The sequence below is a fragment of the Neisseria mucosa genome (assembly GCA_003028315.1).
Taxonomy (GTDB): domain Bacteria; phylum Pseudomonadota; class Gammaproteobacteria; order Burkholderiales; family Neisseriaceae; genus Neisseria; species Neisseria mucosa.
The window spans coordinates 656,468-674,578 of record CP028150.1 but is presented as its reverse complement, the minus strand read 5'-3'; the positions used below and the strand labels follow the sequence as shown (position 1 = coordinate 674,578).

Here is an 18,111-nt window from a genome sequence, read left to right as displayed (position 1 = left end):
AAACTTTTCAGACGACCTCAACAGGTAAACCCTTCCCACCCTGACCCACACCAATAATTTCCACCTAATTTTCCCCACATACAATCCCCACAAACGGCGCAGACCGCTTCATATTCCCATCCGTAAGGACCACTACCATGAAAAACATTAAATTTACCTTAGCCATATTTTTCGGCGGCATATTCGCCTTATGGCTGCTTGCTACATCATTTCCAGACCAGTGGGGCGTATTTCCGGTACGCAACCTATTGCTACAACTAACCGGCACCATCAGCATACTGGCCATGAGTGGCTGCCTGATACTTGCCGTGCGTCCCAAAATACTGGAAACGCCGCTCGGCGGGCTGGACAAAATGTACCGCCTGCACAAATGGTTCGGCATCATTGCGCTTTCAGGCAGCATCCTGCATTGGACCAGTAAGCAATTCCCCAAATGGCTGGTAAAGCTCGGTCTGTTTGATGGCAAAAAGCCGCCGCGCCCGCCGATGCAGGAAATATTGACGCTCAAAGACTGGCTGGCTACCCAACGCCACTTTGCCGAAGAAGTTGGCGAAATCGCTTTTTATGTTGCCCTCGTCCTGCTTGTCGCCGCCCTCATCAAACGTATACCCTACCGCTGGTTTGCCAAACTCCACATACTTATCGTCCCCGTTTATCTCGCGCTCGTGTGGCACACCACCGTGCTGGCAAATTTTGCCTATTGATCGCAACCGCTGGGATGGCTGCTCATCGCCGCCTTACTTGCAGGCATCGCCTGCTCGCTGATTGCCCTGTTCAAGCGCATCGGCAAACCGCAAAACGCCACCGTATCCGCCCTAAATCAAAACGGCAATCTGCTTTCCCTGACCCTGAACGCCCCGAAATGGCAGGGACACCGCGCAGGACAATTCCTCTTTTTACGCGCACACGGAGAAAGCCACCCCTTTACCATCGCCTCCGACTGGCAGCCTGATAACCAACAGCTCACGCTCGTGATCAAAGACTTGGGCGACTACACCCGCCGCCTGCCGCAGCGCCTGAATATCGGCGACACCGTGCAAATCGACGGCGCATACGGACGTTTCGACTTTTCCGATGGACAAGCGCAAATCTGGGTCAGCAACGGTATCGGTTTTACCCCATTTCTCGCACGACTCAACGAACTTGCCAAACAGCCCGCCACCCAGCCGACAGACTGGTTTCATGCCGATAGAAACCTTCCTGTCGAAACGCTCGCCCACTGGCAAAATTTAGCGCAGCAAGCCAATGTCAATTTCCACTATATCCCTTCCGAAACCCAAAGGCTCACCGCCGAACACATCGGGCAGACCGTCCGCGATAGCGCAAACCGCAGCCTGTGGCTCTGCGGCAGCCGAAGTTTCACTCGCAGCATCTCAGACAGCCTGAAAACACGGTCGCAACATTTAGAGTTCTTTGAATTCCGCTAAACGGTTGTAGATGCAAGGCATCCTCAAAGTACGACCTTAACCGAGTCCAAACAAAAGCAGTCCGTACCTTCAAAATGAAGTTGCGGACTGCTTTTTGCTTTTCAGACGACCTTTACAGCTAATCTAAAAAAGGCCGTCTGAAAACAATAAATACTGCTTGAACCAGTTGTTTTTTTCAAGATGGTAGATACTACCCTCCTCTATTTATAAAGACTATGCTTACTTACCAATTTTCATTTTAATACTTTTCACCTCTCTAAAATTTGACTAAAATAACTCAATTATAAAAAATTGCGCGATTTTGGTATTTATCATGAAAATCTCCAGACCTCCGGAATTTGCCCTGTTGCAGCAGGAGTATGTACAGCATCTTACCGAAAAGATGGTGCAAACTGCCGAGTTGTTTCACTCCGCCACTGACAATCCCGACATGGATATTTCAAATTTTCTTACTGAAATCAAAGATTATTCTGAATTCTCCGTAACCGATGAAAACGGAACCTACCTGCATTGGGACAAATTCCGCCGAATTCATACGGAGGACACACGAATGAAATGGCGCGCCGTCAAGGAGAGCCGCATGAAAATCCAAAAACCGATTGATTTTCCGTTCAGGCATCGGTTTTGGTTCTGCATTCCCGACTCCTTGCAGGCACGGCTTCATTTGATTGACAAAAGCTGCGGCAACACTATCGGCACGTCCAGTCTGGGCGGCTTCGGCAGAAGCGAGCAAAATAGGTTCCTGCTCAAATCCCTGATTATGGAAGAAGCGATTACATCCGCTCAATTGGAAGGTGCTGCCACCACGCGCAAAGTGGCCAAGGATATGCTCAAATCGCAGCGCAAGCCCAAAACCAAAGACGAAATCATGATAGTGAACAACTATCACCTAATGAAAAAAGCGGTTGAATTGAAAAATACGCCGTTGAGCGTTGAAATGATTTTGGATTTACACCGCATTGCCACCAGTAACGCCATTGAAAACAAGGCCGAGCCTGGGCAATTCAGGCGGGACGACGAAATCTTTATCGCCGATAACGACGGCAACAGCCTGTACCAACCGCCGCCGCACGGGCAGGTTCATACGCTGATGGAAGCGGTATGCACGTTTGCCAACAACACTTATGACGGCTCAGAAAATCCGTTTATTCATCCAGTTGTCCAAGCAATTATTCTGCATTTCCTCATCGGCTATATCCACCCGTTCGGCGACGGCAATGGGCGGACGGCGCGGGCTTTGTTCTATTGGTTTATGCTCAAAAACGGCTACTGGCTGTTTGAATACATATCCATCAGCCGCCTGCTGAAAAACGCCCCTGCCCAATACGCCAAATCCTATCTGCATGCAGAAACCGACGATTTGGATTTAACCTATTTTATCTATTACCAATGCGACATTATCAAGCGGGCAGTTACCGATTTGGAAAACTATATTTCCGACAAACAAAAACACCAGCAGGAATTCAAAGCAGCAATTGCCCAGTATATCGAAAAGATAGGAAAGTTGAACCAGCGGCAAATCGGCATCCTGCAAAAAGCGGTGGAAGAAAGCGGAAAAATCTTTACTGCACAAGAGATTGCAAACCAATACGGTATTTCTTTAAATACTGCCCGCAGCGATTTAAGCAAACTTGGAGAATATAGATTCCTAGTACCATTCAAATCAGGGAATGCTTTAGAATATGTTGCTCCGCAGGATTTATTGGAAAGATTGGAGAGAAAATAGTTTGGCAGCCGCCTAAAGGGGCGGCCTTAGCCGAGTCCAAACAAAAGCAGTCCGCACCTTCAAAATGAAGTTTCGGACTGCTTTTTCTGCCTTTGAGACGACCTTTACAGCTAAATCTGATGGCGACTTGGGTAATTTTATTGTCTAAGTAGGTAGATTGGGTTGATAAACCCAACGTTTTAGATAGATTAAACGGTTTTGCAGGGTCTCGATCCAATCTACGCTTGCCGCACCCCGCCGCTTGCTGTAACCGTATGATATTCCTAAAATACCTCTTTCCCCCAATTTAAAAAACACCCATGAAATCCAAACTATCCGTGCTTGCCGCCACTGCCCTACTTGTCGAATGAGCGAAATAAACTACCGCGTAAAAGTACAAGACGAAAGCGCAGAAAGCGTGGTGCGGGATTATTTGGAGAAAAACAGTCGTTAGGAAAGAGATAAGATGAAAGCCATAAAAATCTACCAAGCTGGCGGTCCAGAGCAACTGATTTATCAAGACGTGCCGACGCCCAATGTCAAAGATAGTTGGTCACTGGTGAAAATCAAAGGCTTCGGCATCAACCATTCCGAGATTTTCACACGCGAAGGCAAATCGCCGTCTGTCCAATTTCCGCGCATTTTGGGCATTGAATGTGTAGGCGAAGTGGCGCAAAGTTCCACGCCCGCGCTGGCGGTCGGACAAAAGGTCGTCTCTATTATGGGCGAAATGGGGCGCGCCTTTGACGGCAGCTACGCCGAATATGTGTTGCTGCCCAACGAGCAAATTTACCCCGTTCATACCGATTTGGATTGGACAACCCTTGCCGCAATTCCCGAGGCCTACTACACCGCATTCGGCTCATTGCGGCAGCTTCGCATTGCGCCGCAAGATCGCGGCTGGTGCGTGGTGCAGGCAGCGGCGTGGGCGTAGCCTTTGCACAGCTGCTTAAAGCACGGTTTCCGCATATCGTACTGCACGGTTCAACGCGTAATCCTGCCAAAGCTACCCGTTTGCAAGCGGTCGGATTTGACGAAGTGATTACTGAAGCCGACGGCAAACTGCAAACCGACCAAAGCTACGACAAAATTCTGGAATTGGTAGGGCCGGCAACTTTGCGTGATTCTTTCTCCCACATCAACGAACACGGCATCGTCTGCAATACAGGGCAGCTTGGTAACATATGGTACGTGAACGATTTTGATCCGATTATCGAACTCAAAAACAACAGCTATCTCACCGCCTTTTATTCGGACAATGTGTCGCAAGCCAAGCTGGATGCGATGTTTGACTATATCCGGCAGTTTAATGTGAAAATCTTAATTGAACGCGTGTTTACATTGGAACAAGTTCCCGAAGCCCACCGTTTTTTGCAAAGCGCGGACGGATTTGGGAAAGTGGTGGTGGTGAACGAATAAGGCTACCTGAAACCCAAAAAGCAGCCTGCACATGGTTTGACAGAAACCCTGCAAACGGCAAAGCCATCCCTTTTGAAAACGCATAAGGAAAACAACATGAATCTAGCCATCACCGGCGCCAGCGGCAACATCGGCGGCATGGTCGCCCGTCATCTGAACACACGCGGTCTGCCGCTTATCCTGCCGCTGCGCAACCCCGCCAAAGCACCCGACCTGCCGAACTGCGAGGCGCGGCGGTTTGCCTATGGTGATTTGGAGCTTGCCAAACAGGCGTTAAACGGGGTGGACGTGCTGTTTATGGTGTCCGCCGCCGAGAGCCCGACGCGCGAGCAGGAGCATTTGACTTTGGTGCAGGTTGCTTCGGAAGCGGGCGTGAAACACATTGTCTATCTCTCTTTTGCACAGGCGGCGTTGGACAGCACCTTCACGCTGGCGCGCACCCATGCGGTTACCGAAAATGCGATCCGGCAAACAAATATGCGTTACACCTTTCTGCGCGACAATTTTTACAGCGAGATGATGGCAACGATTGCCAACGCAGACGGCATCATCGCAGGCCCTGCCGACGATGGGCGCGTTGCCTGCGTTTCGCAGCGCGATGTTGCCCAAGCGGCGGCAAACGTCATCGCCGACATCGCATGCGGCAACCACCGCCACGATAATCAAACCTACACGCTGACAGGTTCCCAATCATTAAGCTTCGCTGAAATAGCCGCCGTCCTAACCAAAATCACCGGTAAACCGCACCGCTACCACAACGAAACCGTGGAAGAAGCCTTCGCCAGCCGCAAAGCTGCGTACCCTGACACGCCCGATTGGCAGATTGAAGCGTGGGTTTCCACCTACACCGCCATTACTAAAGGCGAACTTGCCGCCGTTTCAGACGACCTGCCAAAGTTTTTGGAACGTGAGCCGCGCCGCTTTGTCGAAGTTGCAAAGGATATTTATGATGCAGCCTGAACACAACACCCCCTTAATCGAATTCAAAAACGTCAGCAAACGCTACGACAGCCACACCGCCGTGAACGAACTGAACCTGACCATTTACCAAGGCGAGTTTTTCGTGTTGGTGGGCGGCAGTGGCAGCGGCAAATCCACTACGCTGCGCATGATTAATGCATTGACCGAGCCGACCGACGGCGATGTTTATTTCAACGGCAGACGTATCAAAGATTACGACATCCGAGGGCTACGCCACCGCATCGGCTATGTGCTGCAACAAATCGCCCTGTTCCCCACCATGACCGTGCGGCAGAACATCGAATTGATGCCCGATATTTTGGGCTGGGACAAACCGAAGCGCACATCGCGAGTGAACGAACTGCTCGAGCTGGTCGGTATGCCGCCCGAAACCTACCTAAACCGCTATCCGCACGAACTCTCCGGCGGCGAACAGCAGCGCATCGGTATCCTGCGCGCCATCGCCGCCAAACCCGACATCCTGCTGATGGACGAACCCTTTTCCGCCCTCGACCCGCTCGCCCGCGCTTCCCTTCAGGAAACGGTTTCCCTGATACACAAAAAACTCGGCACCACCATCGTTTTCGTTACCCACGACATGAGCGAAGCCGCCAAACTCGCCTGCCGCATCGGCGTGATGCACCAAGGCAGGCTGGTGCAGGTCGATACGCCGCAGGATATTCAAAACCATCCGGCGGATGATTATGTGCGCTCCCTGTTCGGCGCGGCACAGCCGGAAAACACCGCCTCTGCTGACGAAGTCATCAATCTTTATCGCCGTTTGGATGCGGACGGCAAAGCGCGGGTAAGGGAACACTGGGCAAAAGAAGAAAGAAAAGAAAATTAGAAAAAGGTCGTCTGAAAACGGACATATTGGATTTTGCCCAATCGTTTTCAGACGACCCCAAACCATTTTCAGTACACGCTCAAGCACCAGGTCTGCTTTCCGGTAACACCCAATTTCGCAAAAACTCTACTGTAAGTCCAAATCAAAAGCATCCATGCCTTCATTCCTGCACGGGCGGGAATCCACTTTTGAATTTCGGCAACCGTTTTTCAAACATCTGTTGCTCAAAGTTTCCGACGGATTCCCTTCTATGCAGGAATGACGGCCGCCGGCAGGTACCGTATCAAAAACCAAGTAAATCTGCTATATATGTTTCCTAAAAACCCCAAAGGAGAATCAAGATGGACATTCTTTCCCGCCTGCAAGCATTACCGCCGGGCAGGTTCCACTACAAATTACTGGTATTGGTCGGTATAGGCTGGCTGTTTGACGCAATGGATACCGGCATCATGTCGTTTATATTGCCCGCATTGGGCAAAGAATGGGGTTTGCAGCCAACGCAACTGGGCTGGATAGTCAGCATCGCCTTTATCGGCATGGCACTGGGGGCGGTAGCGAGCGGCTGGCTGGCAGATCGCTTCGGCAGGAAAACCGTTTTTGCGGGGACGATGGCAGTGTACAGCACGGCGACAGGCCTATGCGCCTTCGCTCCCGACATTGCAACACTGCTTACCTGCCGCTTCTTTGTCGGCGTAGGACTGGGTGGACAGCTTCCTGTCGCGGTGTCCTTGGTCAGCGAATATGCCCCGCCGAAAGTACGCGGACGCTTTATCGTGTTGCTGGAAAGTTTTTGGGGCTTGGGCTGGCTTGCCGCCGCACTCGCTTCCTATTTCTTTATCCCAAAATTCGGCTGGCACAGCGCGTTTTTAATCGGCGCGCTGCCGATTTTGTATATCCCGATAGTGTTGAAATTCCTACCCGAATCCGTACCCTACCTGCTCTCGCAAGGCAAAACGGACGAAGCGCACCGGCTGGTCAGCCGCTTGGAAAATGAAGCGGGAATTACACCTGCCGCAACAGCCATAGCACCGCCGCAACAGAGAAAACAGCGCATCCGCTTCAAACAACTATGGCAACAGCCTTTCGCACGGCGCACGCTGATGCTGTGGCTGGTCTGGTTCGGCATCGTCTTTTCCTATTACGGCATTTTTACTTGGCTGCCGAAACTCTTGGTCGAACAAGGCAATACGGTGGTCAAAACCTTTGAATATGTGCTGGTGATGATAGTCGCGCAACTACCCGGCTACATCGCGGCGGCGGCATTGGTGGAAAAAATCGGGCGCAAAGCGACTTTGGCGGGCTTTCTCGCCGCCTGCGCCGTCTGCGCGTGGTTTTTCGGGCAAAGCGGCAGCGCCGCCGAAGTCATGGCATGGGGCAGCCTGATGTCGTTCTTCAACCTCGGCGCATGGGGCGTTTTATACACCTACACGCCCGAACTCTACCCCCTCCGCTTCCGTGCCTTCGCCTCCGGCTGGGCGGGCGCAATCGGACGCATCGGCGGCATCCTTGCGCCTATGGTGGTCGCCAAAATGGTCGGCGGCAGCGGCGGATTCGGCAATATATTCATAATGTTCGCCAGCGTGATGATGCTGATTGTATTGGTGATTTTGGCTTTAGGCGAAGAAACGAAAGGCAGGACGCTAGAGGAAATCAGCTCTTAAACAACTATATCCGCTGCCCAAAATTAGTAAAGGTCCTTGGATTCGGATTTCAAGTGCAACACTAGGGTACCGGTGGTTGGAACAGATTTAAGAATAAAACACTTGGCGTTTCGTAGCCAAGTGTTTTTCTCGGCCGGTGGTTCAACTCATCTTGAACCCTGCGTATCTCCCGATCGCTGATGTTTCGGAAATCGGTTTGTTTGGGGAAATATTGCCGGATGAGTCCGTTGGTGTTCTCATTCAGCCCTTTCTCCCAAGAATGGTAAGGGCGGCAAAAATAGGTTTTCGCCTTCAATGCTTTGGCTATTTTGGTGTGTTGGTAGAACTCTTTGCCGTTATCCATGGTGATGGTGTGGACTCTGGCTTTATATGCCTTTAATACCCTAATGGCCGCCCGGGCAGTGTCTTCGGCTTTTAAGTTCTTTAATTTGCAGATGATGGTGTAGCGGGTAACGCGTTCGACCAAGGTCAATAACGCGCTTTTCTGATTTTTGCCGACGATGGTGTCGGCCTCCCAATCGCCGATGCGGGTTTTCTGGTCGACGATAGCAGGTCGGTTTTCTATGCCGACGCGGTCGGGCACTTTGCCTCTGGTCCATGTGCTGCCGTAGCGTTTGCGGTAGGGTTTGCTGCATATTCTGAGATGTTGCCACAAAGTGCCGCCGTTGCTTTTGTCTTGGCGGAGGTGGCGGTAAACGGTGCTGTGATGGAGTGTGATCCCGTGGTGTTTATGCAGGTAGGCGCATACTTGTTCGGGACTGAGTTTGCGGCGGATAAGGGTGTCGATGTGTTGAACCAGCTGCGAATCGGGCTTATAGGGTTTTCGCCGGTGCTGTTTGGTCAGCCGGCTTTGCTTCTGTGCTTTTTCGGCGCTGTATTGCTGTCCTTGGATGCAGTGCCGCTTGATTTCGCGGCTGATGGTGCTTTTGTGGCGGTTAAGTTGTTTAGCGATTTCGGCGATGGTGCAGTAGCGGGACAGGTATTGGATATGGTATCGTTCGTCTTGGGTCAGTTGTGTGTAGCTCATGGCAATCTTTCTTGCAGGAAAGGCCGTATGCTACCGCATACTGGCCTTTTTCTGTTATGGAAAGTTGCACTTCAAATGCGAATCCGCCGTTGTCTGAAAACTCAAAATTGGTTTTCGGAAGGCCTTTAAAGTAGTTAATTATATATATGTATAGTATATATTGGTTTTTGTTGTTGAGTTTAAATTGTGCAGACTTATTTGTGCCTAGACCTACAGATGATTTAAATCCTACTTGCGTGCGTACCGAACGCGGTGGATAGGTTTTTATAGCATTCACTCTCCAAAACTCATTACCGCCGTTTCTTTTTTTCCGCCCCAATTTAACGGCAGCCACCCATCCCGTACATAACGGTGAAACGACGAAAACGCCCAATCGCGGACATTGCCGCACAATCCATGTTTGACGGGATTGAAATAGATGTAGTCTGCGCAACGTTGCAAATCGATTTCGTCGCGCACGGTGTGTTCGTAAAAACGCCGTTGCCAAATACCGCGTTCGTGCCGCCGCTGTTTGCTGGCGGACAGGTTTTCGGCATGAGGGAAATGTGCGGAGAATTTGGTTTTAATCAGCCGCCAGCGCAGGGAATAATCCGCATCATCGGGCGGCAGCGTCCAAATGGCGTGAATGTGGTTCGGCAGTACGCATACGGCGACGGTTTCAAAGGGATATTGTTTTTGTACATCCATATAAGCCGCACGCGAAGCCGATATGTTCGACAAGCAGGTGCGATTTCGGGTTGACGAGTTTGACAGTGAAAAAGAATGTGCCGCCGGCAATGAAGTTTCTGCGATAACGCGCCATAGGATTTTTGTTTGTGGTTTGGATGTTGGAGAAGGAACGGTTTGTTGTTTAAGGTTTTGACTTTGTTAAATTTGACGCTTTCAGACGACATTGGAGGCCGTCTGAAAGCGCTAGCTTCAACGAAGTTAAAAGTTGAAACGGCAAACCGTCAATCAAGCAACCGCGTGCGTGCGTACCGCACACACCCTACGCGCTGGTTTTGAAGTTACTCGTAATTCACTAGTAGCAACTGTATTTTTCACCCCGTCGGGCAAAAATACCAAAACTCAAATCAAGCCGTTCGGATGCTGTTTTCGGTGGCACCGTTTTCGGCAAAGTAATCACGCATCCGGGCATTCAATATCGTCAGCAGTTTGCGCATACATGCCGTAACGGCAACCTTATACGGCTTACCCTTGGACAGCAGGCGTTGGTAGAAATCCCGAATAAGCGGTTCAAAACGTGTCGCTACCACGGTAGCCATATACAGTGCCTTACGCACCGCAGACCTTCCGCCGAAGCAGCGGCTTTTGAATTTGGTTTCCCCGCTCTCCCTCGGGTGCGGGGCAATGCCGACCAAACTCGCTATCCGTTTGTGCGACAGCCGCCCCAATTCGGGCAGCATCGCCATCAGCGTAGCCGTCGTTATCGAACCAATGCCTTTGATTTGTTCCGCCACTTTGGCTTTGCCGTCAAAATGCGTGTGGGTGTGGTCGTCGATTTGTTTGTCCAATTCGTCAATCAGACGGTCAAAATGGGCAATCAGTTGTTTGACGCTTTCGACTTGCGTTTCGTGAACCTGATGCAGACGGTTTTTCTCGGCAGTCCGCATCTCCACCAGTTGGTTGCGGCGGTTGACCAATGCCTCCAACACTTCCTCCGCTTCGGTGGGCGGGTGATAGAGCATGGTTTGCCAATCTTCTTTCTGCATCATCATCTGTGCGAAGAAGGCAAGCATTTGGGCATCTTTAACATCGGTTTTGGTCAGCGACTGCGATTGGGCAAACTGATGCGTCTGACGCGGGTTGGCGATGATCACGGCTATGCCTGCGCGGTGGATGGCTTTGGCGGCGGGAATTTCGAGACCGCCGGTGCTTTCCATGACGACGAGGGCGACGTTGTGCTTTTTAAGGTATTCGATAGTATGGGCGATACCTTTCGGGTTGTTGGTTTCGGTTTTGGTGCGCTGCAAAGACGTGATGCCGATGACGAAGTTTCGTTTGGCGATGTCGATGCCTGCACAGTTGTATTGGGTACTCATCATAAACCTGCCTTGCATTCGGTTGTGTTGTCTGGCAACTGTCCGGTTGTGTCGATGGGTTGCCCGGCCGCTCCCTGAGCTACTCAACGGTTGTTTGCCTTGGGTGTGTACGGGTGACGGCGGGCGGTTTGTTGCTATGATACGAGAGTTCCGATATACAGGGCTTTGCCGTCAAAATGCGTGTGGGTGTGGTCGTCGATTTGTTTGTCCAATTCGTCAATCAGCCGGTCAAAATGGGCAATCAGTTGTTTGACGCTTTCGACTTGCGTTTCGTGAACCTGATGCAGACGGTTTTTCTCGGCAGTCCGCATCTCCACCAGTTGGTTGCGGCGGTTGACCAATGCTTCCAACACTTCCTCCGCTTCGGTGGGCGGGTGGTAGAGCATGGTTTGCCAACCCTCTTTCTGCGTCATCATCTGTGCGAAGAAGGCGAGCATTTGGGCATCTTTGGCATCGGTTTTGGTCAGCGACTGCGATTGGGCAAACTGATGCGTCTGACGCGGGTTGGCAATAATCACGGCTATACCTGCGCGGTGGATGGCTTTGGCGGCGGGGATTTCGAGACCGCCGGTGCTTTCCATCACAACGAGGGCGACGTTGTGCTTTTTAAGGTATTCGATAGTATGGGCGATACCTTTCGGGTTGTTGGTTTCGGTTTTGGTGCGCTGCAAAGACGTGATGCCGATGACGAAGTTTCGTTTGGCGATGTCGATGCCTGCACAGTTGTATTGGGTACTCATCATAAACCTGCCTTGCATTCGGTTGTGTTGTCTGGCAACTGTCCGGTTGTGTCGATGGGTTGCCCGGCCGCTCCCTGAGCTACTCAACGGTTGTTTGCCTTGGGTGTGTACGGGTGACGGCGGGCGGTTTGTTGCTATGATACGAGAGTTCCGATATACAAGGGTGTGTGGCGCAGCCACGCACGCGGTCGATTGGATATGCAGGCTACGGCTTGCTACGCGCTGGGTTTGAAGTTCCGTGTGATTCACAGGTAGGGTGTGTGCGGTACGCACGCACGCGATTGGTTGGATATGCAGGCTACGGCTTGCTACACTTACTGTTTCAACAATTTCTCAACATCATTAAATATCCTCTGTATATGGTTTTTAGGATTGGCTGCTGCAATTTCAAATAATCCTTTAGGGGTATGATTTTTACAGATTTTTGTGAAAATAGCTAATAATGACTTTCCTCTCAATAAGCAGTAGATATTTTCTTTTAATACATTTAATAACTCAATTGGATACGTTTCACCATCATCCAATTGACAAAATTCCTCATACCTATTCATAACTTCACAAGGATGCCTCCCTATACTTCTTTTATCGGGCAAATCTGTAGTATTCCCTATGTTGTTTATCGTGGCTTGCAATGCCAAGACATACCACTGCATAAATTTATCAAGATAAACTTCATACTCATTCTGACTTGGTGATGAATTTACTATCGCACTACAATTTACGTCCATAAACACATCATTTTCAATTGAATATCCAAAAGTAAAGATTAAATTTTTATTAACATATTGATCAGGTATGCCAACATTGACCCAAATATCCTTATCAACAATAAAAATAATCTTTTTATCTTGTAAAATAGAACCTGATTTTTTCTTATTGAATATATTTAGAATAGTATTTCTTCCGCCAACGCCAAGTACATCAATATATGAATATCCTTTCTTTTCCAAAAAACCTTCTAGGTTCCTGTAAATAATAATATCGTCACTACCTTCAACCAATATTGTAATTTCAAATGAGCTTCTTTCTAGAGTGGCAATAATTTCATCCTCTGTGAGTTGTGCATGCAAAGTCATTATCTTCACTCCAATTCAAATGTATCACAATATCCTCTATCAGGATTGAGTTGAATTTCCTTTTCTGGGTATTTGCTATAAATAAAAGGGGAATGAGTAGCAACAATAAATTGATTAGATGTACCTTGTTTTACTAAAGTAGATAGTAATGTCCTTTGCCAATCAATATGCAAACTTAATTCTGGCTCATCAATAATGAATATTGCATCTTTATAAAAAGTATTATAGGCTAAAAAACTTAACATCTGTTTTTCGCCGGCAGATAAAAAATTAGAGTTTATTGCATTTGCTGCATCGCCAAAATTTAATACTTTTGATTTTCCAAGTTTAATTCCTCTATGATTCTTAAAAAATCTAAGTACGGATTCTTTAACTGTATCTAAAGGTTTCATAATCTCCTGTCTTTTTTTCTCCATTGCTTCAATATCTTTTTGAATAAGTTTTAATATATCTTCCTGAGCATCCCCATTTGATTCTCGCGATTTTTTTATTCTATCCATTGTATCACTGGTAACTTTTTGTTGTATGCGATTATATTTTTCAGATAACTCAGAATGTTTTTTAATTAGCAAAGATTCAATATCAAATGTACTAAGAGAGGCAACAAAAATATGATTATTTACAGTTAGCCTATCCGATAAGTTTGATAGTGCTTCTTCTATTGAGGCAGTAGCAGAAAACGACTCAAAGGATAATCTTCTAGAAAGAGGTCTTGAATCGGTAAGAAACCCACCCTCAATTCGTCGAAATGTTGGTAAGAAAACAGATGCACCAGTATTTTGAAGTCTTCTATTAGGAATTTCTTCCGCATTTTGTATAATAATTCCATCGTCCTCATCTACAATAATAGTTTCTCCATCTTCACCATAATAAAATGATCTGTGTTCAACTTGATCCTCAAAAACTTCCTCTGTCCCTTTATTTTCCCACCTCCATTCAACTTTACATGTATTTTTATTTATTTTGTTAATTGAACATTTGTAAATGTCTGTACACAAAACTAGTTTATCAAATTCAATTTCTTTAATTGCTAAATCGATATGACCACTCAGAACATACCATATTAATTTTAATATGGTGGTTTTCCCAGCGCCATTGCGACCAGTAATGATATTCAGATCATCATTAAAAGTGAGATTAATTATTTCTGAGTGTTTATGTAATCCAAAAATTTTTACAGATTTTATTTTCATAATTTAGATCCTTTTAAATAATTATTTAAGAAAATTTAATTTTAGATATTTAGCAGTATGACTTTTTTTCTCAAATTTTACAACCTCCTCTGGCGCCCCTTCCGCAATTATCATCCCCCCCCATCGCCCCCCTCGGGCCCTAAATCCACAATCCAATCCGCGGTTTTAATCACATCCAAATTATGCTCAATAATCACAATCGAGTTGCCTTTGCCTTTCAGACGACCTATGACTTCCAGCAGCAGGGCGATGTCGGCGAAGTGCAGGCCGGTGGTCGGTTCGTCGAGGATGTAGAGTGTTCTGCCGGTGTCGCGTTTGGATAGCTCCAAGGCGAGTTTGACGCGCTGGGCTTCGCCGCCGGAGAGGGTGGTGGCGGATTGGCCGAGGCGGATGTAGCCCAGGCCTACATCCATCAGGGTTTGCAGTTTGCGCGATACGGTGGGGACGGCGTCGAAAAATTCGCGGGCTTCTTCGACGGTCATGTCGAGGACTTGGCTGATGTTTTTGCCTTTGTATTGGATTTCGAGGGTTTCGCGGTTGTAGCGTTTGCCGTGGCAGACTTCGCAGGGGACGTACACGTCGGGCAGGAAGTGCATTTCGACTTTAATCACGCCGTCGCCTTGGCAGGCTTCGCAGCGGCCGCCTTTGACGTTGAAGGAGAATCTGCCGACGTTGTAGCCGCGTTCGCGCGAGAGGGGCACGCCGGCGAAGAGTTCGCGGATGGGGGTGAACAGGCCGGTGTAGGTGGCGGGGTTGGAGCGCGGGGTGCGTCCGATGGGGGATTGGTCGACGTTGATGACTTTGTCGAGGTGTTCGAGGCCGCGGATGTCGTCGTATGGGGCGGGTTCTTCTTGGGCGCGGTTGAGTTCGCGGGCGGTGATTTTGGCGAGGGTGTCGTTAATCAGGGTGGATTTGCCGCTGCCGGATACGCCGGTGATGCAGGTAATCAAACCGAGCGGCAATTCGAGGGTAACGTTTTTGAGGTTGTTGCCGCGCGCGCCTTTGAGGACGAGCATTCGATCGGGATTGACGGGCGTGCGTTCAGACGGCACGGCAATGGATTTTTTGCCGCTGAGGTATTGTCCGGTAACGGAATTTTCGCATTTGGCGACGTTTTCGGGCGTGTCGGCAATCAGTACGTTGCCGCCGTGTTCGCCCGCGCCGGGGCCCATATCGACGACGAAATCGGCTTCGCGGATGGCGTCTTCGTCGTGTTCGACCACAATCACGCTGTTGCCCAAATCGCGCAGGCGTTTGAGGGTGGCGAGCAGGCGGTCGTTATCGCGCTGGTGCAGGCCGATGGAGGGTTCGTCCAAAACGTACATCACGCCGGTCAGGCCGCTGCCGATTTGGCTGGCGAGGCGGATGCGCTGGGCTTCGCCGCCGGATAGGGTCTCGGCGGAGCGGCTTAAATTCAGGTAATCCAGCCCGACGTTAATCAGGAAGCCGAGCCGCTCGGTGATTTCTTTGAGGATTTTTTCGGCGATTTGTTTTTTGTTGCCGTCCAAATCCAGCGTTTCAAAGAATTGGTGGGTTTTGGTCAGCGGCCAGGCGGAGACTTCATGCAACGGTTCGCCGCCGATGTAAACGTAGCGCGCTTCTTTGCGCAAACGTGCGCCGCCGCAGCTCGGGCAGGCGCGGTGGTTTTGGTATTCGCGTAGTTTTTCGCGTACGGTTTCGCTGTCGGTTTCGCGGTAGCGGCGTTCGAGATTGGGGATGATGCCTTCAAAGGCATGGCTGCGGTTGAAGGTGGTGCCGCGTTCGGATAGGTAAGTGAAATCAATGACTTCTTTGCCCGAGCCGTGCAAGATGACTTTTTTGACTTTTTCAGGTAGCGTTTCCCAAGCAGCCTGCACATCGAAACCGTAATGCCGCGAAAGCGACTGAATCATTTGGAAATAGAACTGGTTGCGCTTGTCCCAGCCGTCAATCGCGCCCGTTGCGAGCGACAATTCGGGATGGGCGACTACTTTTTCGGGGTCGAAGAAATTGGTGTTGCCCAAGCCGTCGCAAGTCGGGCAGGACCCCATCGGGTTGTTGAAGGAAAACAGGCGCGGCTCTAATTCGGGAAGGCTGTACGAACACACGGGGCAGGCAAAACGCGCGGAGAACCAATGCTCTTCGCCGCTGTCCATTTCCATCGCCAGTGCGCGTTCGTTGCCGTGGCGCAGAGCGGTTTCAAAACTTTCCGCTAGCCGCTGCTTGATGTCCGCCTTCACTTTCACGCGATCGATGACCACGTCGATGTTGTGTTTGATGTTTTTTTCCAGCTTCGGCACTTCGTCCAACTGATAGACCTCGCCGTCCACGCGCACCCGCGCAAAACCCTGCGCCTGCAAATCGGCAAAGAAATCGACAAACTCGCCCTTACGCTCGCGCACCGCCGGCGCCAGAATCATCACGCGCGTGTCTTCCGGCAGCTTCAAGACGGCATCGACCATCTGCGACACGGTCTGGCTCGATAGCGGCAAATTGTGTTCGGGGCAATACGGCGTGCCGACGCGTGCGTACAAAAGGCGCAGGTAATCATGGATTTCCGTTACCGTGCCGACGGTGGAACGCGGGTTGTGGCTGGTGGATTTCTGCTCGATGGAAATCGCGGGCGATAAGCCTTCAATCAAATCGACATCGGGTTTGTCCATCATCTGCAAAAAATGCCGCGCATAGGCGGAAAGGCTCTCGACATAACGCCGCTGCCCTTCGGCATACAGTGTGTCAAAAGCCAGCGACGACTTGCCGCTGCCCGACAGCCCTGTTACTACCACCAGCTTGTGGCGCGGAATGTCCAAATCGACGTTTTTCAAATTATGCGTGCGCGCGCCGCGGATGCGGATGGTGTCGTTGTCGCGGGCTTCTGAGTGGGGAGTTTTACTGTCGTTTTGATGATGATGGTGGTTGCACATGGTCGGACTGTCTTAAGCGGCTAAAATAAAACGGCTATTGTAACACTTTTCGCTTGGGTTTCAGATTGCGGGAGGTCGTCTGAAAAGTTGGGGAGCGGATTTTCAGACGACCTTCTTTCGCGTTCTTTCCGAAAAACGGGCGCAACCGCTAAAAGCGTATCGGATTCCGTTATAATGGCGGCGATTTGAATAAAATTTGCATAGAAAAGGATTAATTTATGAACCGTCTGTACCCCCACCCGATTATCGCCCGCGAGGGCTGGCCGTTTATCGGCGGCGGTTTGGTCTTGAGTTTACTGGTGTCTGCCTGCTGCGGCTGGTGGTCGCTGCCGTTTTGGATTTTCACCGTATTTGCCCTGCAATTTTTCCGTGACCCCGCCCGCGAAATTCCGCAAGATCCCGAAGCGATTTTAAGCCCCGTTGACGGACGCATCGTCGTCGTCGAGCGCGCGCGCGATCCTTACCGTGATACCGAAGCGTTGAAAATCAGCGTGTTCATGAACGTCTTTAATGTCCACTCGCAAAAATCGCCTGCCGACTGCACCGTAACCGCCGTCGAATACAATAAAGGCAAATTCCTCAATGCCGATTTGGACAAAGCCAGTACCGAAAACGAACGCAACGCCGTACTGGCGACCACTGCGTCAGGTCGCGAAATCACCTTCGTCCAAGTCGCAGGCTTGGTTGCCCGCCGTATTTTGTGTTACACCAAAGTGGGTGAAAAATTGACCCGTGGCGAACGCTACGGCTTTATCCGCTTCGGTTCGCGCGTCGATATGTACCTGCCGGTTGACGCGCAGGCACAAGTTGCCATCGGCGACAAAGTAACCGGCGTGCGCACTGTTTTGGCGCGCCTGCCGCTCCAAGCCCCTGAAGCTGCCGCGCCGACTGAAACCGCAAGCGCCGCGCAAGCGGAAACGCCCGCTCCGGCGCAAGCTGCTGCCGAAGTAGTCCAATCCGAAATCGAAGCGGCTGCCGATAAAGTCCGCAATGCCGCGGAACAGGCTTTAAAAGATTAACATTTGTAAGCCGCCGCCTTTTACACTTTGTTGCATTAACTTTTGCACTTGGTACATTTTAAAAGTTGCGACAGCTTTTGCACTATATATCA

11 protein-coding genes and 4 pseudogenes are annotated in these 18,111 nt (G+C 50.0%); 7 read left to right on the top strand and 8 right to left on the bottom strand.

Annotated features, from left to right (window positions below; genetic code table 11):
• Positions 1 to 137 precede the first annotated feature (137 nt).
• The 5 genes and pseudogenes from NM96_03405 (at position 138) to NM96_03385 (ending at position 6,358) form a co-directional block, all read left to right on the top strand.
• A pseudogene (locus NM96_03405) lies at positions 138 to 1,427 on the top strand (ferric reductase).
• Between the two features lie 313 nt (positions 1,428 to 1,740).
• Positions 1,741 to 3,153: a cell filamentation protein Fic gene (locus NM96_03400; GenBank protein AVR78515.1), complete on the top strand. Its 1,413-nt coding sequence runs from the start codon at positions 1,741 to 1,743 to the stop codon at positions 3,151 to 3,153.
• 445 nt (positions 3,154 to 3,598) lie between these two features.
• A pseudogene (locus tag NM96_03395) lies at positions 3,599 to 4,551 on the top strand (quinone oxidoreductase).
• 96 nt (positions 4,552 to 4,647) lie between these two features.
• Entirely contained in the window at positions 4,648 to 5,511 is an 864-nt protein-coding gene (locus tag NM96_03390; protein AVR78514.1) for an NAD(P)-dependent oxidoreductase, read from the top strand.
• Positions 5,498 to 6,358 carry a proline/glycine betaine ABC transporter ATP-binding protein gene (locus NM96_03385; GenBank protein AVR78513.1) on the top strand — a complete coding sequence of 287 codons (861 nt, stop codon included), beginning with the start codon at positions 5,498 to 5,500 and terminating at the stop codon, positions 6,356 to 6,358. The genes NM96_03390 and NM96_03385 overlap by 14 nt, the downstream gene beginning before the upstream one ends.
• Positions 6,359 to 6,518: 160 nt before the next feature.
• Here the strand turns inward: NM96_03385 and NM96_03380 are convergent, their stop codons facing one another.
• Complete coding sequence (locus tag NM96_03380) at positions 6,519 to 6,614, bottom strand: pilS cassette (GenBank protein AVR80255.1); 96 nt, start codon at positions 6,612 to 6,614, stop codon at positions 6,519 to 6,521.
• A gap of 85 nt (positions 6,615 to 6,699) precedes the next feature.
• On the opposite strand from NM96_03380, the gene NM96_03375 reads away from it, so the two are divergent.
• Positions 6,700 to 8,019, top strand: coding sequence for an MFS transporter (locus tag NM96_03375; GenBank protein AVR78512.1), 1,320 nt, complete (start codon positions 6,700 to 6,702; stop codon positions 8,017 to 8,019).
• 61 nt (positions 8,020 to 8,080) lie between these two features.
• On the opposite strand, the gene NM96_03370 is transcribed toward NM96_03375, so the two are convergent.
• From NM96_03370 to NM96_03340, 7 genes and pseudogenes are all read right to left on the bottom strand, one after another.
• Complete coding sequence (locus tag NM96_03370) at positions 8,081 to 9,046, bottom strand: IS30 family transposase (protein AVR78511.1); 966 nt, start codon at positions 9,044 to 9,046, stop codon at positions 8,081 to 8,083.
• 273 nt (positions 9,047 to 9,319) lie between these two features.
• Complete coding sequence (locus NM96_03365; GenBank protein ID AVR78510.1) at positions 9,320 to 9,733, bottom strand: transposase; 414 nt, start codon at positions 9,731 to 9,733, stop codon at positions 9,320 to 9,322.
• Positions 9,734 to 10,119: 386 nt separating this feature from the next.
• Complete coding sequence (locus tag NM96_03360) at positions 10,120 to 11,088, bottom strand: IS110 family transposase (protein ID AVR80254.1); 969 nt, start codon at positions 11,086 to 11,088, stop codon at positions 10,120 to 10,122.
• A 161-nt stretch (positions 11,089 to 11,249) separates the two neighbouring features.
• Positions 11,250 to 11,828: pseudogene (locus tag NM96_03355) on the bottom strand (IS110 family transposase).
• A 314-nt stretch (positions 11,829 to 12,142) separates the two neighbouring features.
• A complete protein-coding gene (locus NM96_03350) occupies positions 12,143 to 12,904 on the bottom strand; it encodes a hypothetical protein (protein AVR78509.1) in 762 nt (253 codons plus the stop codon).
• Positions 12,905 to 12,909: 5 nt separating this feature from the next.
• Positions 12,910 to 14,097, bottom strand: coding sequence for a hypothetical protein (locus NM96_03345; protein AVR78508.1), 1,188 nt, complete (start codon positions 14,095 to 14,097; stop codon positions 12,910 to 12,912).
• A 21-nt stretch (positions 14,098 to 14,118) separates the two neighbouring features.
• Positions 14,119 to 17,000: pseudogene (locus NM96_03340) on the bottom strand (excinuclease ABC subunit UvrA).
• 218 nt (positions 17,001 to 17,218) lie between these two features.
• Between NM96_03340 and NM96_03335 the strand changes: the two are divergent.
• Positions 17,219 to 18,019, top strand: a complete 801-nt coding sequence (locus tag NM96_03335) for a phosphatidylserine decarboxylase family protein (protein AVR78507.1) — start codon at positions 17,219 to 17,221, stop codon at positions 18,017 to 18,019.
• Positions 18,020 to 18,111: the final 92 nt, after the last annotated feature.

What these genes read in the sequence shown, in the direction of transcription:
- NM96_03345 (AVR78508.1), bottom strand. Translation starts at nt 14,097, where the DNA reads ATGAAAATAAAATCTGTAAAAATTTTTGGATTACATAAACACTCAGAA.
- NM96_03350 (AVR78509.1), bottom strand. Translation starts at nt 12,904, where the DNA reads ATGACTTTGCATGCACAACTCACAGAGGATGAAATTATTGCCACTCTA.
- NM96_03370 (AVR78511.1), bottom strand. Translation starts at nt 9,046, where the DNA reads ATGAGCTACACACAACTGACCCAAGACGAACGATACCATATCCAATAC.
- NM96_03390 (AVR78514.1), top strand. Translation starts at nt 4,648, where the DNA reads ATGAATCTAGCCATCACCGGCGCCAGCGGCAACATCGGCGGCATGGTC.
- NM96_03375 (AVR78512.1), top strand. Translation starts at nt 6,700, where the DNA reads ATGGACATTCTTTCCCGCCTGCAAGCATTACCGCCGGGCAGGTTCCAC.
- NM96_03385 (AVR78513.1), top strand. Translation starts at nt 5,498, where the DNA reads ATGATGCAGCCTGAACACAACACCCCCTTAATCGAATTCAAAAACGTC.
- NM96_03335 (AVR78507.1), top strand. Translation starts at nt 17,219, where the DNA reads ATGAACCGTCTGTACCCCCACCCGATTATCGCCCGCGAGGGCTGGCCG.
- NM96_03360 (AVR80254.1), bottom strand. Translation starts at nt 11,088, where the DNA reads ATGAGTACCCAATACAACTGTGCAGGCATCGACATCGCCAAACGAAAC.
- NM96_03365 (AVR78510.1), bottom strand. Translation starts at nt 9,733, where the DNA reads ATGGATGTACAAAAACAATATCCCTTTGAAACCGTCGCCGTATGCGTA.
- NM96_03400 (AVR78515.1), top strand. Translation starts at nt 1,741, where the DNA reads ATGAAAATCTCCAGACCTCCGGAATTTGCCCTGTTGCAGCAGGAGTAT.